Source organism: Pseudoduganella sp. GCM10020061 (genome assembly GCF_042683405.1).
Lineage (GTDB): Bacteria > Pseudomonadota > Gammaproteobacteria > Burkholderiales > Burkholderiaceae_D > Telluria.
The window spans coordinates 80011-100793 of sequence record NZ_JBHUJS010000010.1 but is presented as its reverse complement, the minus strand read 5'-3'; the positions used below and the strand labels follow the sequence as shown (position 1 = coordinate 100793).

The window sequence follows — 20783 nt, the reverse complement described above, 5'->3', positions numbered from 1 at the left end:
ATAACAAATGAGAGTTTTTGTGGAGATGCCGGCGGACTGGGGTATAATCTCTGCTCCTTCCATGTTGCCGTATATAAACTCTGACAACAACAAGAAAACGAGACAGGTAGTCCTCTGGGACGTTCAAGCGGCAAATTTTAACTGATTGCATGAACCCTACAAAACAAATCACAGGCAAACGCTGGACCAGCCTGCTCGGTACGACGCGAAAGGCGCGCATCATCAGCGCCACCGCGATCGGCCTCGCGGCCTGTGCTTTCGGGGCTGCAGGAGTTGCGCCGATGGCTCCCGAACCGGATGACATCCAGGTTCGGTCGATCGCCCAGGAACTTGAACTGCCCAACCTGGCCGACCAGATCAGCGCCCTACAGCAAACCGAGCACACCTTTGTCCAGGAAGAACGCGTCCGCCCAGGCGACACGCTGGCTTCGCTCTTGAACCGTCTCGGCGTCGACGACCCGGACGCGCTCGCCTTTATCAAGTCCGACAGCATCGCGCGCGCCGTGATGCAGCTCAAGACCGGCAAGCGCGTGCAGGCCCAGACCAACGAGGCCGGCCAGCTGCAATGGCTGCGCGCCAGCGTCTTCGACGGCAAGGACAATCCGCTCAAGACCATTTCGATCACCCGCAACGGCGAAAAGTTCGCCGCGACCGAAGCCGAGGCCAAGCTCGAGCGCCGCATCGAGATGCGTGCACGCGAGATCACCTCGTCGCTGTACGCCGCGACCGACTCGGGCGGCGAAGGCGGCCGCCTGCCGGACACCATCACCGCGCAGATCATCGAGATGTTCTCGACCAACATCGACTTCCGCTCCGACCTGCAGCGCGGCGACCGCTTCAACGTGGTCTACGAGACGTTCTGGCAGGACGGCGAGATGGTGCGCACCGGCCGCATCCTGGCGGGCGAATTCACCAACCGCGGCACCACCTACCAGTCGGTCTGGTTCGACGACGGCAAGAACGGCGGCTATTACAGCTTCGACGGCAAGGCGCTCAAGCGCGCCTTCCTGAAGTCCCCGCTGGCGTTCTCGCGTATCTCGTCGGGCTTCTCGATGCGCGTGCACCCGCTGTCGGGCAAGTGGAAAGCCCACAAGGGCATCGACTTCGCCGCATCGCTGGGCACTCCGATCCGCGCCGCAGGCGATGGCGTGATCGAGACCGCGGGCCCATCGGGCGGCTACGGCAACCTGGTGGTGATCAAGCACTGGGCCAACTACCAGACCGCGTATGCGCACATGAGCCGCTTTGCACCGGGCATCCGCCGCGGCAGCAAGGTCAGCCAGGGCGACCTGATCGGCTATGTCGGCTCGACCGGCTGGTCCTCGGGCCCGCACCTGCACTACGAATTCCGCGTGGGCGGCAAGGCGGTCGATCCGACCAAGATCTCGATGACCGCGCAGGCGCCGCTGTCGCCGGCCGAACTGGCCCGCTTCCGCATGGTATCGGCGGACATGATGCACCGCTTCGGGCTGCTGCGCCCGACCGGCACCACCGGTTCCGCGCTCGCGATGCGCTAAAATCGAAGCCGCCTCCGGGCGGCTTTTTTTCGCCCAAAAAAAATGGGGACAGACCCCATTTTTGCAGGCGAAAATGGGGTCTGTCCCCATTTTTTTATTTTTGCAGGCGAAAATGGGGTCTGTCCCCATTTTTTTATTTCTCACCAGGATGCTAATTCATGAGCACTTCCCTTTTCATTGGCTTGATGTCAGGCACCAGCATGGACGGCGTGGACGGCGTGCTGGCCGATTTCGCCAACGGCGCGATCACCACCGTGGGCAGCGCCTTCGTGCCCTTCCCCGCCAGCCTGCGCGAGAGCCTGATGGTGCTGCAGTCGAGCAGTCCGGACGAGCTGGAACGGGAAGCGCTGGCCGCGAACGGGCTGGCCGCAGTGTATGCGCGTTGCGTAGAGGAACTGCGCGGCCTCGCCACCGGCCCCATCGCTGCCGTGTGCGCGCATGGCCAGACCATCCGCCATCGCCCTGAACTCGGCTTCACGCGCCAGACCAACAATCCGGCCCTGCTGGCGGAGCTGACCGGCATCGACGTGATCGCCGACCTGCGCAGCCGCGACGTGGCGGCGGGCGGCCAGGGCGCGCCGCTGGTGCCCGCCTTCCACCAGGCAATGTTTGGCAAGGAAGGCGAGACGCGCGTGCTGGTCAACATCGGCGGCATCGGCAACATCAGCGTGCTGCGCGGCGACGGCCGCGTGAGCGGCTACGACACGGGTCCGGGCAATGTGCTGATGGACCTGTGGATCGGCAAGCACCAGGGCAAGGACTACGACGCGGGCGGCGCCTGGGCCGCGGGCGGCACGGTGGACGAGGACCTGCTCGCGCTGATGCTGCAGGAGCCCTACTTCGCGCTGCCGGCGCCCAAGAGTACGGGCCGCGACCTGTTCCACCAGGCCTGGCTGGACGCGATGCTGGCCCGGCGCCCCGGCGTGGCCGCGCAGGATGTGCAGGCGACGCTGACGCGCCTGACCGCCGTCTCGATCGCACGCGCGATCAAAGCGGAAACGGAGCAGCCGGGGGCGGTGTACGTGTGCGGAGGCGGCGCGTACAACGACACGCTGCTGGCGGATATTGCAGAGGAACTGGGCGGAAAGGTGAAGGTGCAGTCGACCGCTGCGCTAGGCGTCGCGCCCAACCATGTGGAAGCGCTGGCATTTGCCTGGCTGGGTTACCGCTTCACGCAGCGCCAGCCGGGCAATCTGCCGGCCGTCACTGGTGCGAAAGGGCTCCGCGTGCTGGGAGCCCTGTATCCGGCTTAGACGGAGAACGAGGACCCGCAGCCGCAGGTGGACGTGGCGGACGGGTTCTTGATGACGAACTGGGCGCCCTCGAGGTCGTCCTTGTAGTCGATCTCGGCGCCCACCAGGTACTGGTAGCTCATCGAGTCGATCAGCAGCTGCACGCCGTTCTTGACCATCGTGGTGTCGTCTTCGTTGACGATTTCATCGAAGGTGAAGCCGTACTGGAAACCCGAGCAGCCGCCACCTTGCACGAATACGCGCAGTTTCAGGTCTGGATTGCCTTCTTCTTCGATGAGCTGGGCTACTTTTTCGGCTGCCGCATCGGTGAAGTTGATTGGCGCCGGCATTTCTGCGACTGCATTCATTGGGATACTCCTACTTGGGAACAATTACCGCCATTATAGTCCCTTGGCGCGATTCACGCTCCCGCTGCAACTCCCGCGGCGGGCTCGGCAACAAGATGGAACACCGGCTCGCCCGGTTCGTGGTGGGTCAGGGTTCCCGTCACCAATGCGCCGCCGTGCATTTCCAGCATCTTGTAGTGGACGTCTCCTACTATGCGGCCCTTTGGCTGCAATTCAAGTAGTTCCGTGCAGAAAACCGATCCTTCGATCACGCCGTTGACCACCACGTTGGCGCAGCGCACCTCGCCCTCGATGTGGGCGTGCTCGGACACCACCAGCACGCAGTCGGGGCCGTCGGTGGCGATCACGTTGCCGTGCACCTCCCCATCCACGCGCAGCCCGCCGGAAAACTTCAGGTCGCCTTCGACGCGGGCCGACGCGGCGACCAGGCTCTCAATCTCGTTCTTTGCAGTACGTCCGAACATGGTGGGCTCCCCGTAGAGTCATTGCTCATGCAAAACTGACTATTCTTTGAGCAATGTACCCGTTCCAAATGCACGGAGTTTGATCTGCGTCGATAGCGGGCTCATCCGGGGTCTGCCCGGATGACCCGTCCCCTTCCCTTACGGCAGCAGGGCGAGCTGGGTGAGGCCGGTGGTTTCGTCCAGGCCGAACATCAGGTTCATGCACTGCACCGCCTGGCCGGAAGCGCCCTTGACCAGGTTGTCCTGCACCGCGAGGATGACCACCATGTCGCCATTGCCCGGGCGGTGCAGCGCCAGGCGCAGCATGTTGGAGCCGCGCGTGGACCGGGTCTCGGGATGCGAGCCGAACGGCATCACGTCGACGAAGGCCGAGCCGCGGTATTCGTTCTCGAACAGTTCCTGCAGCTCGTCGTTGCTCACCTGCTTCGACAGGCGCGCGTACATGGTCGAGTGCATGCCGCGAATCATCGGCACCAGGTGCGGGGTAAACACCAGGCTTACTTTCTGGTCGGTGAAACGCTGCAGCTGGGCTACCGTTTCCGGCGTGTGGCGGTGGCCGGACACGCCGTAGGCCTTGAAGTTATCGCTCGCTTCCGAGAACAGGGTGCCGATCTCGGCCTTGCGGCCGGCGCCGGAGACGCCCGACTTGCTGTCGGCGATCAGGGAACCGGCATCGACCAGCTTGTGCTTGAGCAGCGGGTAGAAGCCCAGCTGCATGGTGGTCGGGTAGCAGCCCGGGTTGGCGATCAGGCGCGCGCCCTTCACGGCATCCCGGTTCAGCTCAGGCAGGCCGTAGACGGCCTCTTCCAGCAGCTCCGGGCAGGTGTGCGGGATCTTGTACCACTGCTCGAACGTGGCCTGGTCCTTGAGCCGGAAGTCCGCGGCCAGGTCGATCACCTTGACGCCGGCGGCCAGCAGCTCCGGCGCCTGCGCCATCGCGACGCCGTGCGGAGTGGCAAAGAACACCACGTCGCACTGCTTGAGGTCGACCTTGTCGGGCGCCGAAAACGCCAGGTTCACGCGCCCGCGCAGGGACGGGAACATGTCCGCGACCGGCAGGCCGTCTTCCTTGCGCGACGTGATCGCGGTCAGCTCGGCGCCGGGGTGCGCCGCGAGCAGGCGCAGCAGCTCCACGCCCGTGTAACCAGTTCCGCCGACGATGCCAACCTTGATCATGTGAATTCCCTTGCTGAGGTAGATAAAGTGCCTATTTTAGTCAAATTATCCATTGGCCGCGTGGGCCATGACGCAAGGAAAAGAAAAGCGCCCCTCGCGGGGCGCTCCGGGTGCCGGGGGCGGCTCAGAAGCGGTAGCCGATGCCCACACCGACCAGCCATGGATCGACCTTGACTGCCGATGCCCTGGCGCCACCGACGAATACGTCGCTGCGGATCTGCACCTTCTTGACATCGACGTTCACCGACCAGTTGCGGTCGATGCGGAAGTCGGCGCCTGCCTGCAGCGCCAGGCCGACGCTGCTGTTTTCCAGGTCGCCCGCGCCGCCCAGCAGCCTGACGCTGGACAGGCGGGTCAGGTTGATGCCGGCGCCCACATACGGCTGCACTTGCGCGCCGGGCGCAAAGCGGTACTGCGCCAGCAGGGTCGGCGGCAGGTGCTTGAAGGTGCCGATCGCCGCGCCGTCCAGGTACACGGTGTGCTTCTGCGGATAGGTCAGGACCAGCTCGGCCGAGAAGTTGGGCGTGACGAAGTAGGTGATGTCGAATTCCGCGATGGTCTTGTCGGACACGCTGATGCGATCCCTGGCGCCGGCGCCGCCGAGCGCGTCGGACTTGTCAGCGGGAGAAATGTGGACCGCGCGGGCACGCAGCATGAATGGGGACTCCTGGGCGGCTGCGGTGCTTGCTGCGGAGATGGCGGCCAGTGCGAATGCAATTACTACTTTTTTCATGATGTTTCCTCATCGTTTATCAAATTGCATGGATGAGTCTATTGATGCGCCGCAACAAAATCTTTGCTCTAAGTCAAATTCGCCCCACACTTTGCTTATATCTAACTTAACGGTCAGAAACTTTGCATTCGGTTACAAATCTTACGACTTTTGCACTAGTGCAAGAATTACCTCGCCCTTATCGTTGTGACATCGCGATTCAAGACGAATGGCGAACCAACGACGATCAAAGGAAGAACGATGAAAAAACTGATCCTGGCACTCGGAGCCACCCTCCTCGCCACCGGCGCGGCGCACGCGCAGACTGCCACCCAGGCGCCGGGCGCGTATGCCGGCGTCGCCGTGTCGAGCGTGGGCAAGATGATGCGCGACGGCCGCAAGGCCCAGGCCAAGGTGTTCGGCGGCTACGATTTCGACCAGAACTTCGGCATCGAAGCGGGCATTACCAACCGCTCCAGCGAGACGGTGAGCGCCCAGTCCAACGGGCAGTGGGTCGACTTCAGCACCAAGGGCTACAACAGCTATGTGGCCGGCAAGTACACCATCCCGGTCAGCGAACGGGTCTCCGCGTACGGCAAGCTGGGCATGTCGTACCACGTGGTGCGGCACAGCGACAGCCGCGGCCTGCGCCACAAGGACGACGATACCGGCCTGTACGCGGGCCTGGGCGTCCAGTACAACATCAACGACAAGGTTGCCGTGACGGCCGAATATGAACGCTCCGGCAAGCGCGAAGCGTTCAACGATCCGAACGACGCCTGGTCGGTCGGGATGAAGTTCGGCTTCTGAGCCACCCCGGCTGAAAAAAAGGACCTGCGGGTCCTTTTTTTTCGGCCGCAGTTGGCGGAATCGGCCATAAATGGGCCGATTCCGCCACGCCGCGGCGAGGGTCGCCATGGTCGAGGCGAAAAAAAAGCCGCCCGGAGGCGGCTTCTTCGCAAGACCAGAAACGATTAACGCTTCGAGAACTGCTTTGCGCGGCGTGCTTTACGCAGGCCGACTTTCTTACGCTCGACTTCACGTGCGTCACGGGTGACGAAACCGGCGCGTGCCAGGTCGCCCTTGAGGCCCGCATCGTAGTCGATCAGTGCACGGGTGATGCCGTGGCGCACTGCACCTGCCTGGCCGGACTCGCCGCCGCCATGCACGTTGACCTTGATGTCGAAGCGCTCGACGTTGCCGGTGAGTTCCAGCGGCTGACGGATCACCATCAGGCCGGTTTCACGGGAGAAGTATTCCGATGCTGGCTTGCCGTTCACGATGATCTGGCCGGTGCCAGCTTTGATGAACACGCGAGCAACTGCACTCTTGCGACGGCCGGTGCCGTAGTTGTAGTTACCGATCATGTCAGCTCCTTAGAGAACGAGTGCTTTAGGTTGCTGCGCAGCGTGCGGATGGGAACCTTCCGCGTACACTTTGAGCTTCTTGATCATGGCGTAGCCCAGCGGGCCCTTTGGCAGCATGCCCTTGACCGCTTTTTCCAGCGCACGGCCTGGGAAACGCTGTTGCATTTTCAGGAAGCTGGTTTCGTAGATACCGCCCGGGTAGCCCGAGTGACGGTAGTAGGTCTTGTTGGTGGCCTTGGTGCCGGTCACGCGCAGTTTGCCTGCGTTGATCACGACGATGAAATCGCCGGTGTCGACGTGAGGAGTAAATTCTGGCTTGTGCTTGCCGCGCAGTCGGAGTGCCACTTCGCTGGCAACACGTCCGAGGACTTTGTCCGTCGCGTCAATCACATACCATTCGCGCTGGACTTCATGTCCTTTAGCGGAAAAAGTTTTCATGATGACTTCCTAATAGTTAAACGCTCAAATTGGTGGTTCCGCAATACAGTGCTGCGGACGCTTCCTTATTGTCTTTCCCTGAGCGAACGGAAAGCCGACAAGCATACTCCGAAACGCCACTTCCAGTCAACCTTGGCGTGGCCTTCCGTTGCGCGCAAACCGCTGGCCTCGCCTGTCCAGCTTGCTGCGCTAGCGCAAGTCCTTGCAAATTCGCCGTCCTAGACTCGTGTTCCTTAGCCCACCACATGAGGAATCGAGACCATGAAAAACTTTCCACGAGAGTTGATTAACGGCAACGGCGTACCGATGACGCTGGACCCCACCCGGCTGCTGCTGGCGTTTACCAGCGCGCCCGACCGGGCCGCGCTCGATCCGCTGCTGGCGTCGCTCGACCTCATGCTCGAAACGACGATCGAACGCCCCGTGCCCGGCGAGGAAATCAACAACACCCCGACCCGCTTCTGGGTCCAGGCCCGGCGCGCGATCACGGACGACCACTTCGTCAAGATCGAGGCCTCCCTGCTGCCGCTCGGCCTGGACTTCGCCGGCCCGGTGTACAGCCTGGCGGGCGAGCGCGGCCGCCGCTCGCTGCTGTCGCCGCTGCCGTCCACCGTGGTGGTACGGCTGCGCCAGCGCGGCGAAGGCGCGGCCGACGTGCCGGCGGCGCTGGTCGCCGCCGCGGCCAACGGCGATCCCCAGCCGCAGCTGCAGGAGGTCGCCGAGAAGTCGCGCTTCCTGAACGGCCTGCGCTACTTCACCATCGCCAATGCGCGCGAAGTCAACGCCTACATGGTCAAGCGCCTGCTCGAATCGATGCCGCTGGTCCAGGACGTGCAGTTCGAGAGCATGCCGATGGTGAAGCCGACCTGCATCGCGCCTTCCGACACCCTGTTCGCGCAGCAGTGGGACATGGTGCGGATCGAGGCCGGCGGCGCCGGCACCACCGCCTGGGACCTGTCCACCGGCGCCTCTGTGGTGGTGTGCGTGCTGGACGAAGGCGTGGACCTGGGCCACCCGGACCTGCAGTTTTCCGGGACCGGCATCAACCTGGGCAGCATGTCGGGCGACGGCTCCCCGACCGGCAACCACGGCACCGCCTGCGCCGGCATCGTCGCGGCCAGCTTCAACAACGCGCTGGGCATTGCGGGCGTGGCCGGCAATGCGCTGATCCAGCCGGTCGCTTTCCAGAACTGGACCGACGTCGAGGTCGCGGCCGGCATCAACTGGGCCACCGCCAACGGTGCGCAGGTGATCAGCATGAGCTTCGGCTGGAATGCGTGGAGCCACGCCATCATCGACCCGGCGATCGCCGCCGCGCATGCCGCCAACGTGGTGCAGTGCGTGGCGACCCACAACCACAATGGCGCCATCACCTACCCCGCCACCAATCCGCTGGTGATGGCGGTCGGCGCCTCCGACGAAATCGACAACCGCAAGAGCCCGGCCAGCCCGGACGGCGAAGGCTGGGGATCGAACTTCGGCCCGGCGATCTCGGTCGTGGCGCCGGGCGTGCACATCCCGACCACGGACCGGCGCGGTGCGGCCGGCTACAACACCACGCCCGGCACGGCGGGCGACTTCATGCTGACCTTTAACGGCACCTCGTCCGCCACGCCGCACGTGGCGGGCCAGGCGGCGCTGATCCGCAGCTTCTACCCGACCCTGTCGAACGTGCAGGTGCGCGCGCTGATCGAGCGCACCGCGCAGAAGGTCGGCACGGTGCCGTATGCGGAGACGGCGGGCTACCCGAGCGGCAGCTGGAACCAGGAGATGGGCTACGGCCGCATCAACGTGCTGCGCGCGCTCGACGCCGCCGACGTGATCATCCGCGATGCGCCTTCCGACAACGGCACCGAGCCGTTCACGGGCGGGAATTTCTGGGACTTCTCGGACATCGTGGTGCGCATCACCGACGACAACGTATTCGTGCCGGGCGACCCGCTGCGCTCGAAGAACGTGGAGCGCGGGCAGGCCAACTATATCTACGTGCGGGTCACCAACAATGGCCCGCGCCCGGCGCGCAACGTGAACGTCTCGACCCGCATCACGCCGTTCGTCGGCCTGCAGTTCGTGTACCCGCAGGACTGGACCCTGACCGACGCCAACCACGTCAACCCGACCGGCATCGCCACCAACTTCGGCACGGTGGCGCCGGGCGCCTCGGTGATCGCCAAGTTCCGCATCGAGGCGGCGCAGGTGGAGTCGCTGTATGGCTGGGTCGCGGGGCACGGCTGGCACCCCTGCCTGCTGGCCAACGTCACCGCCGACAACGACTACGCGTTCACCACCGCCGTGCTGACGGGCGATCCGATCAGCGCACGGCGCAACAACCTGGCGCAGCGTAACCTGTCGGTGATCGACGTGCTGGGCAATGCGCCGGCCGTGTTCCCCTTCGTGGCCGGAAACCGCTTCAACTTCGAACGCGCGATGGAGCTGACCGTCGACCGCAGCCGCCTGCCGGCAGGGATGCCGCTGCTGCTGTCCATCGACGATGACGGCAGCGAGTTCCCGCTGGTCGATTTCGACGATGTCGGCACCCGCGATCCATCCGACGACCATGGGCATGGCATGGGCCAGCACCACAACATGGACGGGCACCACCATCATGAGCACCAGCACGGCCGCAATCCACAGCACCACCACCACCCGCACCACCATGGGCACGGGCACGGCGAACAGGACGACGAGCGCTGCGACAACTCGCTGGTCTTCCTCGAGCGCACGCGCGTGAAGACCCGCCTGGGCTGCTGCATGGGCGTGCTCACCATCGAAAAGGGCTCGCGTTTCGACTGCCCTCCCAAGCGCAAGCTGGGCAACGTCACCGTCATTGGCGGCGATGTGGTGCTGCGCGACGGCCGGCGCTTCGTCGAGGTGCGCAACTCGGTGGTGCGGGTCCAGTTTGAAAAAGATCCGGGCGCGATGTATCCGATGTCGCTGTACACCACGATCCCGGCAGGCCTGGGCAGCGGCGAGCAGCTGATGGTGCAGGTCTCGCAGCAGAATGCGCAGGGCACCACGGTCGGCGGCGCCGCCATGGTGTGGGTCGTTCGCTAACGCGGCCGTAACCACCGTCATCCCGGCGCAGGCCGGGATGACAGGATCAACTGGATTCACCTCCAGCGCATCAGCGCTTCACATTCGACATGGAAGATAGGGCTTTCCTTACTAGCGCCCGGCTCCATGACAACAACCGCCGCACGATTCAAAACAGGAATAGCGACGGCGCTCGCCATTAGCGGTGCCGTCGCGCTGGCGGGCCATGCCTTCGCATACCTGCTGCGTACAAGTACCGCCCCGGAGGTCCTCACCGAGGTCGCCTCGCCGGACGGCGCCTATAAAGCGGTGCACTCGGTGTACCTGGGTGGCGCAATAGCGTCGCATTGCATCGATGTCGTGTCGGTGTACCGCGCGACTGATCGCGTGGATGGCGGCGACGAGAGTTCGCGCGTCTACACCGGCAGCTGCCACACCAACGGGCCCGCACTCCGGTGGATCTCGAAAGACTGGCTCGAGGTGGGGTTCTCCATGACCGGGGCGCTGGAGAACGTCGCTGAGGTGCGCCTCAGTAAGCATGCGGTGGAAGGCAAGGTGAGCGTGACATTCGCGGTGGACGACTAAGCCGGGAATGCTGGATGTCAGCCCGGGTGCAGGCCTGCAGCGGGACGGCGCCGGCGCCGCCGCTTTTCTTGTTGACCGGGCGACAAGCTGCACCGTACTATTCCTCGACATCTTTGCGGGGGAATACGTGAAATTTCGCTTCTGGTTCTTAGCAGTCCTTTTGGCCGCGCCGATGGCGCACGCTGCACCAAAACCCAACCCGGGGCGTAGCTGCCACCTTCCCGGCGCCGAAGAGGCCCTGCGCTGCGTGACCGTGAATGTTCCCTCGAACTACGGCGCCAAGGACGGCCGGGCCATCGCATTGCATGTCACGGTGGCGCCGTCGTTCCGCGAGAACGCGCGCCAGGATCCCCTGTTCGTGCTGGCCGGCGGCCCCGGCCAGGCCGGCTCGGACGTCCTGCCCTTCCTTAACGCCGCATTCCAGCGCGCCCGCGCAACGCGCGACATCGTGCTGATCGACCAGCGCGGCACCGGCCGCTCCGGCAAGCTCGATTGCGAGTCCGGCAGCAGCGAGGAAACAATGACCGAGGAACGCGCGCTGGCCGAACTGACCGCCTGCGTGCGCAACAGCAAAGTGCGCTTCGCCGACTACACAACGGCCAACGCCGCCCACGACATCGAGCGCGTGCGCCTGGCGCTCGGCTACGACAAGATCAATGTATGGGGCGCCTCCTACGGCACCCGCCTGGCCCAGGCCTACGCGCGCGCCTATCCGAAAGCGGTGCGCTCGCTCGTGCTCGACGGCGTAGCGCCGCCCGAGATGGTGATCCCGGCCGGTGGCCAGGATGCGCAGGCGGCGCTGGACGCGCTGTTCCGCCAGTGCGCCGAGAACAAGCCCTGCGCCGCCGCCTTCCCGCGCCTGCGCGAGGAGTTCGCGGAGCTATCGCGCCGCGCCGCTACCGGCAGCGTGATGCTGGACCTGGCCGATCCGCGCACGGCCAAGCCGCTACGCCAGCAACTGAGCAACGCCCGCTTCGTGCGTACCGTGCATTCGATCCTGTATTCGCCGGTCGACAGCCGCAGCCTGCCCTACCTGATCCACAGCGCCTACGAGGGCCGCTGGGAGCCCTTCATCGCCCGAAGCAATGTGATGAGCGACTTCTCCTCGGAAGAAGACCTGTCCAACATGCTGTACCTGGCCGTGGTATGCGCCGAGGACGTGCCGCGCCTGGACGCGGGCGCGCTGACCGCCGACACCGGCGCATCGTTCATGAAAGCGACCGTCACGGACACCATGATCAAGGCATGCCCCGCGCTGAACGTGCCCGCGGCGCCGCTGGCGCAGCCTACCCGCATCGAGGCCCCGGTGCTGATGCTGTCGGGCGCGCTCGACCCGGTGACGCCCCCGCGCCGCGCGCAGTCGGCCGCCCGGCACATGGCGAACGCGCAGCACTTCGTGGTGGAGAACGCCGGCCACGGCATCACCACGCTCGGCTGCGCTCCGCGCCTGCTGCGCGAGTTCCTCGACCAGCCCACGAAAAAACTCGACGCCGCCTGCCTGAAGGAGATTCCTTCGGCCAGCTTCCAGGTCGGCAGCGCCGGCCCGCATCCTTGATACCGCGACCCCATCATGATTGAAGTAAAAGACGTACGTAAGAGTTTCGGCGAGGTGCAGGCGCTGGGCGGTGTGAGCTTCACCGCGCGTGACGGTGAGATCACTGCCCTGCTCGGCCCGAATGGCGCCGGCAAGACCACGCTGCTGCGCACCCTGGTCGGCCTGCTGCACCGCGACCACGGCAGCATCTCGATCGACGGCACCGACCCGGCAGCCGATCCGCTCAAGGTGCGCAACAACATCGGCTTCCTGACCGACCAGTTCGGGCTGTACGAGCGCCTGTCCACGCGCGAATACCTGACCTACTTCGGCCAGCTGAATGGCATGGACAAGCCGTCGATCGCGCGCCGCATCGACGAAGTGACCGAGCTGCTCGCGATGGAGGACATCCTGGACCGCCGCTCCAAAGGCTTCTCGCAGGGCCAGCGCATCAAGGTGGCGCTGGCGCGCACGCTGCTGCACCGTCCGCGCCACCTGCTGCTCGACGAGCCGAGCCGGGGCCTGGACGTGATGAGCACGCGCGCCCTGCGCCGCGCGCTGGTGCTGCTGCGCGAGGAAGGATGCTGCGTGATCATGGCGACCCACGTAATGCAGGAAGTGACGCACCTGTGCGATGACGTGATCGTGATCGCTAAAGGCCACACGGTGGCACAGGGCGCGCCGCAGCAGCTGTGCGAGCGCACCGGCATTGCCAACCTCGAAGATGCATTCGTGAGCCTCGTCGGCGAAGAAGGGATTGTATGAAGTCCAGGACGTTTGTCGTATTTTTGAAGGAACTGAAGGAATCGCTGCGCGACAAGCGCGCACTGGCCATGCTGGCCCTGTTTGTATTGATGTACCCGGCCTTCGTTGGCTTCATCCTGAATGACCTGATCAAGCGCACCAACGAGCCGGAACGCGAGGGCATCGAACTGATCGTGGTGGGAGGCGCAAAGGCGCCGACGCTCATGACCATGCTCAAGCAGGAGAACATCTCCGCCACCGAGCACGCCCCGCTCGACGAGGAGGGCGTGACCGAACTGCTCAAGGGCGGCAAGTCCGTTGCGCTGCTCAAGATCGACGAGCAGTTCGTCGAGGACTACGAGGCGATGCGTCCGGCGCGCCTGGAGCTGTGGTTCGACTCCGGCGCCGACACCGGGCGCAAGCTGAAGGACATCGAGTCGGTGCTGAACGAATACAGCAGCAATATCGCGCGCGCGCGCCTGCTCGCGCACGGCGTCTCGCCGGTGACGCTGGCGCCGGTCAAGGTGCAGCGCTACGACACCGGCACCAGCGCATCGCGTTCGGGCAAGCTGATCGGGGCGATGCTGGGCACCTTCTTCATCCCCGTCTTCATCTTCTGCCTGAGCACCGCGGTGGACAGCACGGCGGGCGAGCGCGAGCGGCGCTCGCTGGAAGTGCTGATGGCGCAGCCGATCAAGGCGTCCGAACTGGTGGCGGGCAAGATGCTGGCGGCCGGCGCGCTGGCCGTCATTGGCGTCACGCTCGAACTGATTTTCGCGCACGCGATCCTCAAGTGGATACCGCTGGAGGAACTGGGACTGTCCTGGCGCCTCAGCAACCTGGACCTGACGCTGGTGATCCTGTCGACGATCCCGCTGTGCCTGTTCGCGGCGGCCTTCGAGATCGCGCTGGCGATGAACGCCAAGTCGTTCAAGGAGGCGCAAAGCACGCTCAGCATCGCGATGATCGTGCCGATGCTGCCGACCATCCTGATCCCGATGCTGGACCTGACCACCGAGCTGTGGATGTACGCGGTGCCGGTGCTGTCCAACATTACGCTGCTGCGCGAGCTGTCCAAGGGCCAGGATATCGGCGCGATCCACTATCTGCTGACGGCGGGCAGCTCGCTGGTTGGCGCGGCGGCCTTCTACGCCTTCTCGTCCTGGCGCATGCGCAGCGAGAAGTACGTGCTGGCGGTCTGAGCGCCGCCTGCACGCCGGGCGTACAATGACGGATCGCTAACTCGAAGGCAGAATATGGAAGTCAAGGTAAGCTGGAACGGCCCCTCGGGCATGGGCTTCCGGGCGCAGACGGGCTCGGGACATATGGTCAACATGGACGTGGCGCCGGAGATCGGCGGCGAGAACCTCGCCGCGCGGCCGATGGAGCTGGTGCTGGCCGGGACGGGCGGCTGCACGGCGGTCGACGTGGTGCTGATCCTCAAGCGCGGGCGCGAAGACATCCGCGGCTGCGACGTGACGCTGCAGGCGGACCGCGCGGAAACCGATCCGAAGGTGTTCACCCGGGTGAATTTCCATTTCGTGGTGACGGGACGGAACCTGCGCCATGCCGCGGTGGAGCGCGCGATTGCGCTGTCGCACGAGAAGTACTGCTCGGCGTCGATCATGATCGGCAAGACGGCGACGATTACGTCGTCGTTCGAGATCGTCGAGGTGTAAGCGGTTGGCTTTGGGGACGGTCCCCTGCGGGGACAGTCCCCGTTCTCAGATGTAATAGGCGGTGGTGGTCATGACCCGCGACATCGCGGTCATGGCGAAGCGCACCGGCAGCGGGGCTTCGGCGCCGCCCAGGTCGCGCGCGGCCTGGCCGTGGATGATTTCGTCGTCGCGCATCTGGCGCACGATGGCGCGCGATTTTTCGTCCTGCGGCGGCAGGCGGTCCAGGTGGCTGGTCAGGTGCGCTTCGACCTGGCGCTCGGTCTCGGACACAAAGCCGAGGCTGCGCTTGTCGCCCAGGATGGCAGCCACCGATCCGATCGCATACGAGCCGGCGTACCACAGGGGGTTCAGGATGCTGGGCGAGGAGCCCAGTTCGGCCAGCCGCTGCGCGGTCCAGGCCAGGTGGTCTTCTTCCTCGCGGCTTGCCTGCTCGAGCTTGCGGCGCACCTCGGGGGACTTGGCAAAGCGGCCCTGCGAGTCGTACAGCGCCTGCGCGCAGACCTCACCGACGTGGTTGACGCGCATCAGGCCGGCGGCGTGGCGCTTTTCCTGGTCGGTCATGTTGGCATCGGCCGCATGCGCGGCGGGGTTCGGGCGCGATGCGGTCGCGACGCCGGCGATCACGCGGACTGCCTTGTCCAGGCCGATGACCAGGTGGTCGAGGGGATTGAAATTGCGGTTCATGGTCGAATTATAACGAGTCGGAGGCCGGCAGCGCGCCCGCCTTCCGCTGTTCGATCCAGTCGTGCACCGGCCCTTCGGTCGGCAGGCCGGACAAATTCTTTGCCACGCCCAGGTTCAGCCCCAGCAGGAACGGGATGCTTTCGTACGGGATGTCCTTGCAATGCTCGCGGAATGCGGCGATGAACCGGGCCGAATCGAGCACCGGCAGCACCTTCTCCCCGCTCATGAACTGCAGCACGCTGGTGATGCTGTGGCCCTTGCCGATCGAGTGGTAGATGAAGCGGTTGAAGTCGCGGTCGATTTTCTTGAAATCGAGGGTGGCTTCGGTCATCAGGCCGGCCAGGTAATACAGCCCCAGCGCGACGCGGAAGAAGCCGGTCGCCTCCTCCACCGTGCGCCCCAGGCGGGTCACCGCAAGCACGTTTTCCTTGATGTGGGTTTCCATACAAGCATTATCACTCAAATAAAGCCCCATGGGTCATGGCTGTTGCCTTGCGTCAGCAACAGTGCGCTGCTACGCTTGCATGTTTTGTAATTGCGGAACATTGGCGCTCGTATGTATTGACGCTGGCGTGCTTTCCAACCGCCACATTCTGCATTCTGGCATGGCTATCTTGCCGTGCATCGCATAGGGGCATTCCCTGTAGTCCTGCTTCAATACAATGCAATCGTCGGATAGTTCCGATCGCTGTGCAGGAAATTTGAGCTAACACTGGAGCAAGAATGGAATTACGCATCCGCAACCTGTCGAAGACTTACGCGAACGGGGTCGTCGCGCTGGACAAGGTCACGCTGACGATTCCGACCGGGATGTTCGGCCTGCTGGGCCCGAACGGCGCCGGCAAATCGACGCTGATGCGCACGCTGGCCACGCTGCAGGAGTGCGATTCCGGTTCGGTGTTCCTGGGCGACATCGACGTCCTGGACGAAAAGGACGAAGTGCGCCGCCTGCTCGGCTACCTGCCGCAGGACTTCGGCGTTTACCCGAAAGTGACCGCTTACGAACTGCTCGACCATTTCGCCGTGCTCAAGGGCCTGTCGAACCGCGCGCGCCGGCGCGAGGTGGTAGACGGCCTGCTCCAGCAAACCAACCTGTTCGAAGTGCGCCACCAGCGCCTGGGCGGGTTCTCCGGCGGCATGAAGCAGCGCCTGGGCATCGCGCAGGCGCTGCTGGGCGATCCGCAGCTGATCATCGTGGACGAGCCCACCGCGGGCCTGGATCCGATGGAGCGGGTGCGCTTCCATAACCTGCTGTCCGACATTTCCCAGGACAAGACCGTGCTGCTGTCGACCCACATCGTGAGCGACGTGGCCGACCTGTGCTCGAACATGGCCATCATCAACAAGGGCCAGGTGCTGCTGTGCGGCGAGCCGCAAAAGCTGGTCGACGACATCGACGGGCGCATCTGGGCGCGCTTCGTGTCCAAGCAGGAGCTGCCGATCTTCCAGAAGCACCATGCCGTCATCTCGACCCGCCTGCTGGCCGGCCGGACCCTGATCCACGTGTACGCCGAGCGCGATCCGGGCGACGGCTTCGAGGACATCGCGGGCGACCTCGAGGACGTGTACTTCGCCACCATCACCGGCCGCTACCTGCCGTCCGACAGGAACCTGTAATGTTCGAGATCGCACGCTTCGAAGCGCGCCAGCGGCTCAAGCTGCTGTCGACCTGGGTGTACTTCACGATGTTCCTGGCCCTGTCCATGCTGTGGATGGCGGCGGCGGGCGGCGTATTCAAGGAAGCGGTAGTCAGCTTTGGCGGAAAGGTCCTGATCAACGGGCCGCGCTCGATCGAGCTGACCTGCGCCCTGCTCGGCTCCATCGGCGTGGTCGTGATCGCGGCCATGATGGGCCGCTCGGTGCAGCAGGACTTCGAGTACGACATGCACCACTTCTTCTTTTCGGCGCCGATCCGCAAGAGCGACTACGTGTTCGGCCGCTTCTTCGGCGCGCTGGCGGTGCTGGCGCTGATCTTCTCGAGCATCGTGCTGGGCGCCTGGCTGGGCGCGATGCTGCCGGGGATCGACCCCGAAAAGATCGGGCCGATGTCGCTGCAGATGTACCTGCTGCCCTACCTGCGCACGCTGCTGCCCAACCTGTTCATCTTCGGTTCGATCTTCTTCGTGCTGGCCGCGCTCACGCGCCGCATGCTGCCGGTGTACGTGGCCAGCGTGGTCATGCTGGTCGGGTACCTCGTCGCCCCTTCGCTGGCGCGCGACCTCGACTACAAGACCCTGGCTGCGCTGATCGATCCGTTCGGCACCACCGCCCTGATCCGCCTGACGGAGTACTGGACCATCGCCGAGAAGAACACCGAGCTGGTGCCGTTCGAAGGCGTGTTCCTGCTGAACCGCGCGATCTGGACGGGCTTCGCGCTGGTCGTGCTGCTGCTCGGCTTCTGGCGCTTCCATTTCGTCAGCAACGTGGACAGCCGCGCCGCACGCCGCAACGTCGATGCCGACCTGCCGGCGCCGCTCACGCGCTCGGCCGTCAACATCCATGAAAAGCCCGACTTCGCCGGCCGCAGCCTTGGCCTGCTGCTGTTGAAATCCGTGTGGTTCAACCTGCGCGAGTCGGTCAAGAACGTGTACTTCATCGTGATCGCGCTGGCCGGCGTGCTGACCGTGTTCGCGATGTCGGTCAACCTGGACTCCCTGTACGGCACCAGCACCTACCCGGTGACCTACCTGGTACTGGAGGCGATCGGCGGCACGTTCTCCTTGTTCATGCTGGTCGTGACGACCTTCTATGCCGGTGAACTGATCTGGCGTGAGCGCGAGGCGCGCCTGGCCCAGATCCTCGACGCCGCGCCGACCCCGAGCTGGCTGCCGCTGCTCGGCAAGACCCTCGGCCTGATCGCGCTGCAAGGCGTGATGCTGGCGATCCTGATGGTGTGCGGGATTGTGATCCAGGCCTTCAACGGCTACTACCATTTCGAGCCGGGCCTGTATTTCCAGTCGCTGTTCCTGGTGCAGTGGCCGCACTACGCGCTGATCGCGGTGCTGGCGATCGTGCTGCAGGTCCTGATCAACCACAAGTTCCTCGCCTACTTCGCGATGATCCTGTACTACGTGGTGTCGATCACCGCCAGCGGCTTCGGCTTCGACCATCCGATGCTCATCTACGGCAACACGCCGGACTTCGTGTACTCCGCAATGAATGGCTACGGCCACTTCCTGGACCGCGACCGCCTGTACCTCGTGTACTGGGGCGGCGCCGCCGCGATGCTGATGGTGACGGCGCTGGTGCTGTGGCCGCGCGGCGTGAACAACGAATTGCGCAGCCGCCTGCAACTGGCGCGGCGCAACCTCACGCTGCCTGTACTGGTCTCCTTCGCCTCCGGCTTCTCGCTGTTCGTGGCCGCGGGCGCCGTGCTGTTCTACAACCTGCACGTGGCGAACGACTTCAAGACCAGCTTCGGCCGCGAAGAGCTGCAGGCGCGCTATGAGCGGCAGTACAAGAAGCTCGAGAACCTGCCGCAGCCACGCATCACTGGCGTGCGCATGCAGGTGGACATGTACCCGCACGAGCGCGCGCTGGCGATGACCGGCCGCTACGAGATCGAGAACAAGACCGCCAGCCCGATCGGCACCATCTACATCGCGCAGCACCGCGACAGCGACATCCGCTCGCTGCGCTTCGGCCAGAAAGTGACCCGCTCCACCGACGACCCGGATGTCGGCTTCTACGGCTACACGCTGGCGCGGCCGATGCAGCCGGGCGAGCGCATGGTCATCGAGTTCGAGATCGCCTACCGGCCCAAAGGCCTGATGGGCGGCGCGCTCGATACGCCGGTGATCTACAACGGCACCTTCTTCAGCAGCGGCTACCTGCCGCACATCGGCTACCAGCCCACCTACGAGCTGTCGGACGACCGCGACCGCAAGCGCCATGGCCTCGATCCGAAGGAACGCTCCCTGCCGCGCGACGACCCGAAGGGACTGGCGAACAACTACATCAGCAACGACGCGGACTGGGTGACGTTCGATGCGGTGATCGGCACCAGCTCGGACCAGACCGCGATCGCGCCGGGCAACCTGGTGCAGGAGTGGACCAGCAAGGGACGCCGCTACTACCACTACAAGACCGCCCAGCCGATCCTGAACTTCTACGCGTTCCAGTCGGCGCGCTACGAGGTGCGGCACGACCGCTGGCGCGATGTCGCGATCGACATCTACTACCATCCGGGACACGAGTTCAACCTGGACCGCATGGCCAGGGGCGTGAAGGACTCGCTCGAGTACTACAGCACGAACTTCGGGCCTTATCCGCACAAAGTGCTTCGCATCGTCGAATTCCCCCGCTACGCGCAGTTTGCGCAGTCGTTCCCGAACACGATCCCGTATTCGGAGTCGATCGGCTTCATCGCCCGGGTGGACGAAGAGGATCCGAAGGACGTGGACTACCCCTACTTCGTCACCGCGCACGAAGTGGCGCACCAGTGGTGGGCGCACCAGCTGATCGGCGGGAATACGCGCGGCAGCACGGTGCTGACCGAGACCCTGTCCGAATACTCGGCGCTGATGCTGATGAAGAAGCGCCACGGCCCGGACAAGATGCGCCGCTTCCTGCGCTATGACCTCGACCGCTACCTGCATGGCCGCGCGGTGGAGAACAAGAAGGAACTGCCGCTGGCGGACAACGAAAACCAGGGCTACATCCATTACGCCAAGGGCAGCCTGGCCATGTACCTGCTGGCGGACCTGCTGGGCGAAGACACGGTGAACGGGGTGCTGCGCGAAGTGCTGCAGGAGCACGGCTACAAGTCGTCGCCGTATCCGAGCGTGAACGTGCTGGTCGCTGCGCTGCGCCGCGCGACCCCGCCGGACATGGCCTACCTGATCGACGACCTGTTCGAGAGCATCGTGCTGTACGAGAACCGTGCGGTAACGGCGAGCGCGGTGAAGCTCGAGAACGGCAAGTACGAAGTCACGCTCAAGGCGGACGCGGGCAAGATGCGCGCGGATGAACTGGGACGCGAGACGGAAGCGCCGCTCAAGGACTACATCGAATTCGGCGTGGATGGCCAGGATGGCGTGCCGCTGGTGCGCGAGCGCCGCGTGGTGACCGGTGGCGACGTTACGGTGACCATGGTGGTGGACCGCCTGCCGGTACGCGCGGGGATCGATCCGGACAACAAGCTGATCGACCGCAAGCCGTCGGACAACATGACCGACGTCGAGGTGCGCTAGCGTTGCAGGGACTGTCCCCGTCAGGGGACGGTTCCAGGATTGTTAGCGGGCGGGATCC

19 protein-coding genes are annotated in these 20783 nt (G+C 64.6%); 11 read left to right on the top strand and 8 right to left on the bottom strand.

Annotation, left to right across the window (positions count from 1 at the left end; genetic code table 11):
• Positions 1 to 149: 149 nt before the first annotated feature.
• Positions 150 to 1517 (top strand): peptidoglycan DD-metalloendopeptidase family protein, encoded by a 1368-nt coding sequence (locus tag ACFSQR_RS13525; protein WP_377730404.1) that lies wholly within the window; start codon positions 150 to 152, stop codon positions 1515 to 1517.
• Between the two features lie 158 nt (positions 1518 to 1675).
• Entirely contained in the window at positions 1676 to 2770 is a 1095-nt protein-coding gene (locus ACFSQR_RS13520; protein ID WP_377730402.1) for an anhydro-N-acetylmuramic acid kinase, read from the top strand.
• On the opposite strand, the gene erpA is transcribed toward ACFSQR_RS13520, so the two are convergent.
• The 4 genes from erpA to ACFSQR_RS13500 form a co-directional block, all read right to left on the bottom strand.
• The gene (gene erpA, locus ACFSQR_RS13515) at positions 2767 to 3117 is read right to left on the bottom strand and encodes an iron-sulfur cluster insertion protein ErpA (protein WP_377730401.1); all 351 of its coding nucleotides are present in this window, start codon (positions 3115 to 3117) and stop codon (positions 2767 to 2769) included. The genes ACFSQR_RS13520 and erpA overlap by 4 nt on opposite strands.
• Positions 3118 to 3170: 53 nt before the next feature.
• On the bottom strand, positions 3171 to 3581 hold the full coding sequence (locus ACFSQR_RS13510) for a polymer-forming cytoskeletal protein (RefSeq protein ID WP_377730400.1): 411 nt from the start codon (positions 3579 to 3581) through the stop codon (positions 3171 to 3173).
• 138 nt (positions 3582 to 3719) lie between these two features.
• Positions 3720 to 4757 (bottom strand): N-acetyl-gamma-glutamyl-phosphate reductase, encoded by a 1038-nt coding sequence (gene argC, locus ACFSQR_RS13505; protein WP_377730399.1) that lies wholly within the window; start codon positions 4755 to 4757, stop codon positions 3720 to 3722.
• A gap of 124 nt (positions 4758 to 4881) precedes the next feature.
• On the bottom strand, positions 4882 to 5490 hold the full coding sequence (locus ACFSQR_RS13500) for an OmpW family protein (RefSeq protein WP_377730398.1): 609 nt from the start codon (positions 5488 to 5490) through the stop codon (positions 4882 to 4884).
• A gap of 240 nt (positions 5491 to 5730) precedes the next feature.
• Here ACFSQR_RS13500 and ACFSQR_RS13495 point away from each other — a divergent pair, with 240 nt between their 5' ends.
• Positions 5731 to 6279 (top strand): porin family protein, encoded by a 549-nt coding sequence (locus ACFSQR_RS13495; RefSeq protein ID WP_377730397.1) that lies wholly within the window; start codon positions 5731 to 5733, stop codon positions 6277 to 6279.
• A 164-nt stretch (positions 6280 to 6443) separates the two neighbouring features.
• Here ACFSQR_RS13495 and rpsI read toward each other — a convergent pair whose 3' ends face one another.
• Positions 6444 to 6836, bottom strand: a complete 393-nt coding sequence (gene rpsI / locus ACFSQR_RS13490; RefSeq protein WP_005667904.1) for a 30S ribosomal protein S9 — start codon at positions 6834 to 6836, stop codon at positions 6444 to 6446.
• Positions 6837 to 6845: 9 nt separating this feature from the next.
• Positions 6846 to 7274, bottom strand: coding sequence for a 50S ribosomal protein L13 (gene rplM, locus ACFSQR_RS13485; RefSeq protein WP_377730395.1), 429 nt, complete (start codon positions 7272 to 7274; stop codon positions 6846 to 6848).
• 261 nt (positions 7275 to 7535) lie between these two features.
• Here rplM and ACFSQR_RS13480 point away from each other — a divergent pair, with 261 nt between their 5' ends.
• From ACFSQR_RS13480 to ACFSQR_RS13455, 6 genes are all read left to right on the top strand, one after another.
• Positions 7536 to 10328, top strand: coding sequence for a S8 family serine peptidase (locus ACFSQR_RS13480; RefSeq protein ID WP_377730394.1), 2793 nt, complete (start codon positions 7536 to 7538; stop codon positions 10326 to 10328).
• Positions 10329 to 10454: 126 nt separating this feature from the next.
• Positions 10455 to 10892 carry a hypothetical protein gene (locus ACFSQR_RS13475; protein ID WP_377730393.1) on the top strand — a complete coding sequence of 146 codons (438 nt, stop codon included), beginning with the start codon at positions 10455 to 10457 and terminating at the stop codon, positions 10890 to 10892.
• A gap of 172 nt (positions 10893 to 11064) precedes the next feature.
• Positions 11065 to 12447, top strand: coding sequence for an alpha/beta fold hydrolase (locus tag ACFSQR_RS13470; RefSeq protein WP_377730392.1), 1383 nt, complete (start codon positions 11065 to 11067; stop codon positions 12445 to 12447).
• Between the two features lie 15 nt (positions 12448 to 12462).
• A complete protein-coding gene (locus ACFSQR_RS13465) occupies positions 12463 to 13191 on the top strand; it encodes an ATP-binding cassette domain-containing protein (RefSeq protein ID WP_377730391.1) in 729 nt (242 codons plus the stop codon).
• Complete coding sequence (locus ACFSQR_RS13460) at positions 13188 to 14372, top strand: ABC transporter permease (RefSeq protein ID WP_377730390.1); 1185 nt, start codon at positions 13188 to 13190, stop codon at positions 14370 to 14372. Before ACFSQR_RS13465 ends, ACFSQR_RS13460 begins: the two co-directional genes overlap by 4 nt.
• A gap of 54 nt (positions 14373 to 14426) precedes the next feature.
• The gene (locus ACFSQR_RS13455; protein ID WP_377730389.1) at positions 14427 to 14849 is read left to right on the top strand and encodes an OsmC family protein; all 423 of its coding nucleotides are present in this window, start codon (positions 14427 to 14429) and stop codon (positions 14847 to 14849) included.
• A gap of 45 nt (positions 14850 to 14894) precedes the next feature.
• On the opposite strand, the gene coq7 is transcribed toward ACFSQR_RS13455, so the two are convergent.
• Positions 14895 to 15533: a 2-polyprenyl-3-methyl-6-methoxy-1,4-benzoquinone monooxygenase gene (gene coq7 / locus ACFSQR_RS13450; RefSeq protein ID WP_377730387.1), complete on the bottom strand. Its 639-nt coding sequence runs from the start codon at positions 15531 to 15533 to the stop codon at positions 14895 to 14897.
• Positions 15534 to 15540: 7 nt separating this feature from the next.
• Positions 15541 to 15978: a hypothetical protein gene (locus tag ACFSQR_RS13445; RefSeq protein ID WP_377730386.1), complete on the bottom strand. Its 438-nt coding sequence runs from the start codon at positions 15976 to 15978 to the stop codon at positions 15541 to 15543.
• A 278-nt stretch (positions 15979 to 16256) separates the two neighbouring features.
• Here ACFSQR_RS13445 and ACFSQR_RS13440 point away from each other — a divergent pair, with 278 nt between their 5' ends.
• Together ACFSQR_RS13440 and ACFSQR_RS13435 are read left to right on the top strand one after the other, a co-directional pair.
• Positions 16257 to 17150 carry an ABC transporter ATP-binding protein gene (locus ACFSQR_RS13440; protein WP_377730385.1) on the top strand — a complete coding sequence of 298 codons (894 nt, stop codon included), beginning with the start codon at positions 16257 to 16259 and terminating at the stop codon, positions 17148 to 17150.
• On the top strand, positions 17150 to 20725 hold the full coding sequence (locus ACFSQR_RS13435) for a M1 family aminopeptidase (RefSeq protein ID WP_377730384.1): 3576 nt from the start codon (positions 17150 to 17152) through the stop codon (positions 20723 to 20725). The genes ACFSQR_RS13440 and ACFSQR_RS13435 overlap by 1 nt, the downstream gene beginning before the upstream one ends.
• The last annotated feature ends 58 nt before the right edge of the window (positions 20726 to 20783 follow it).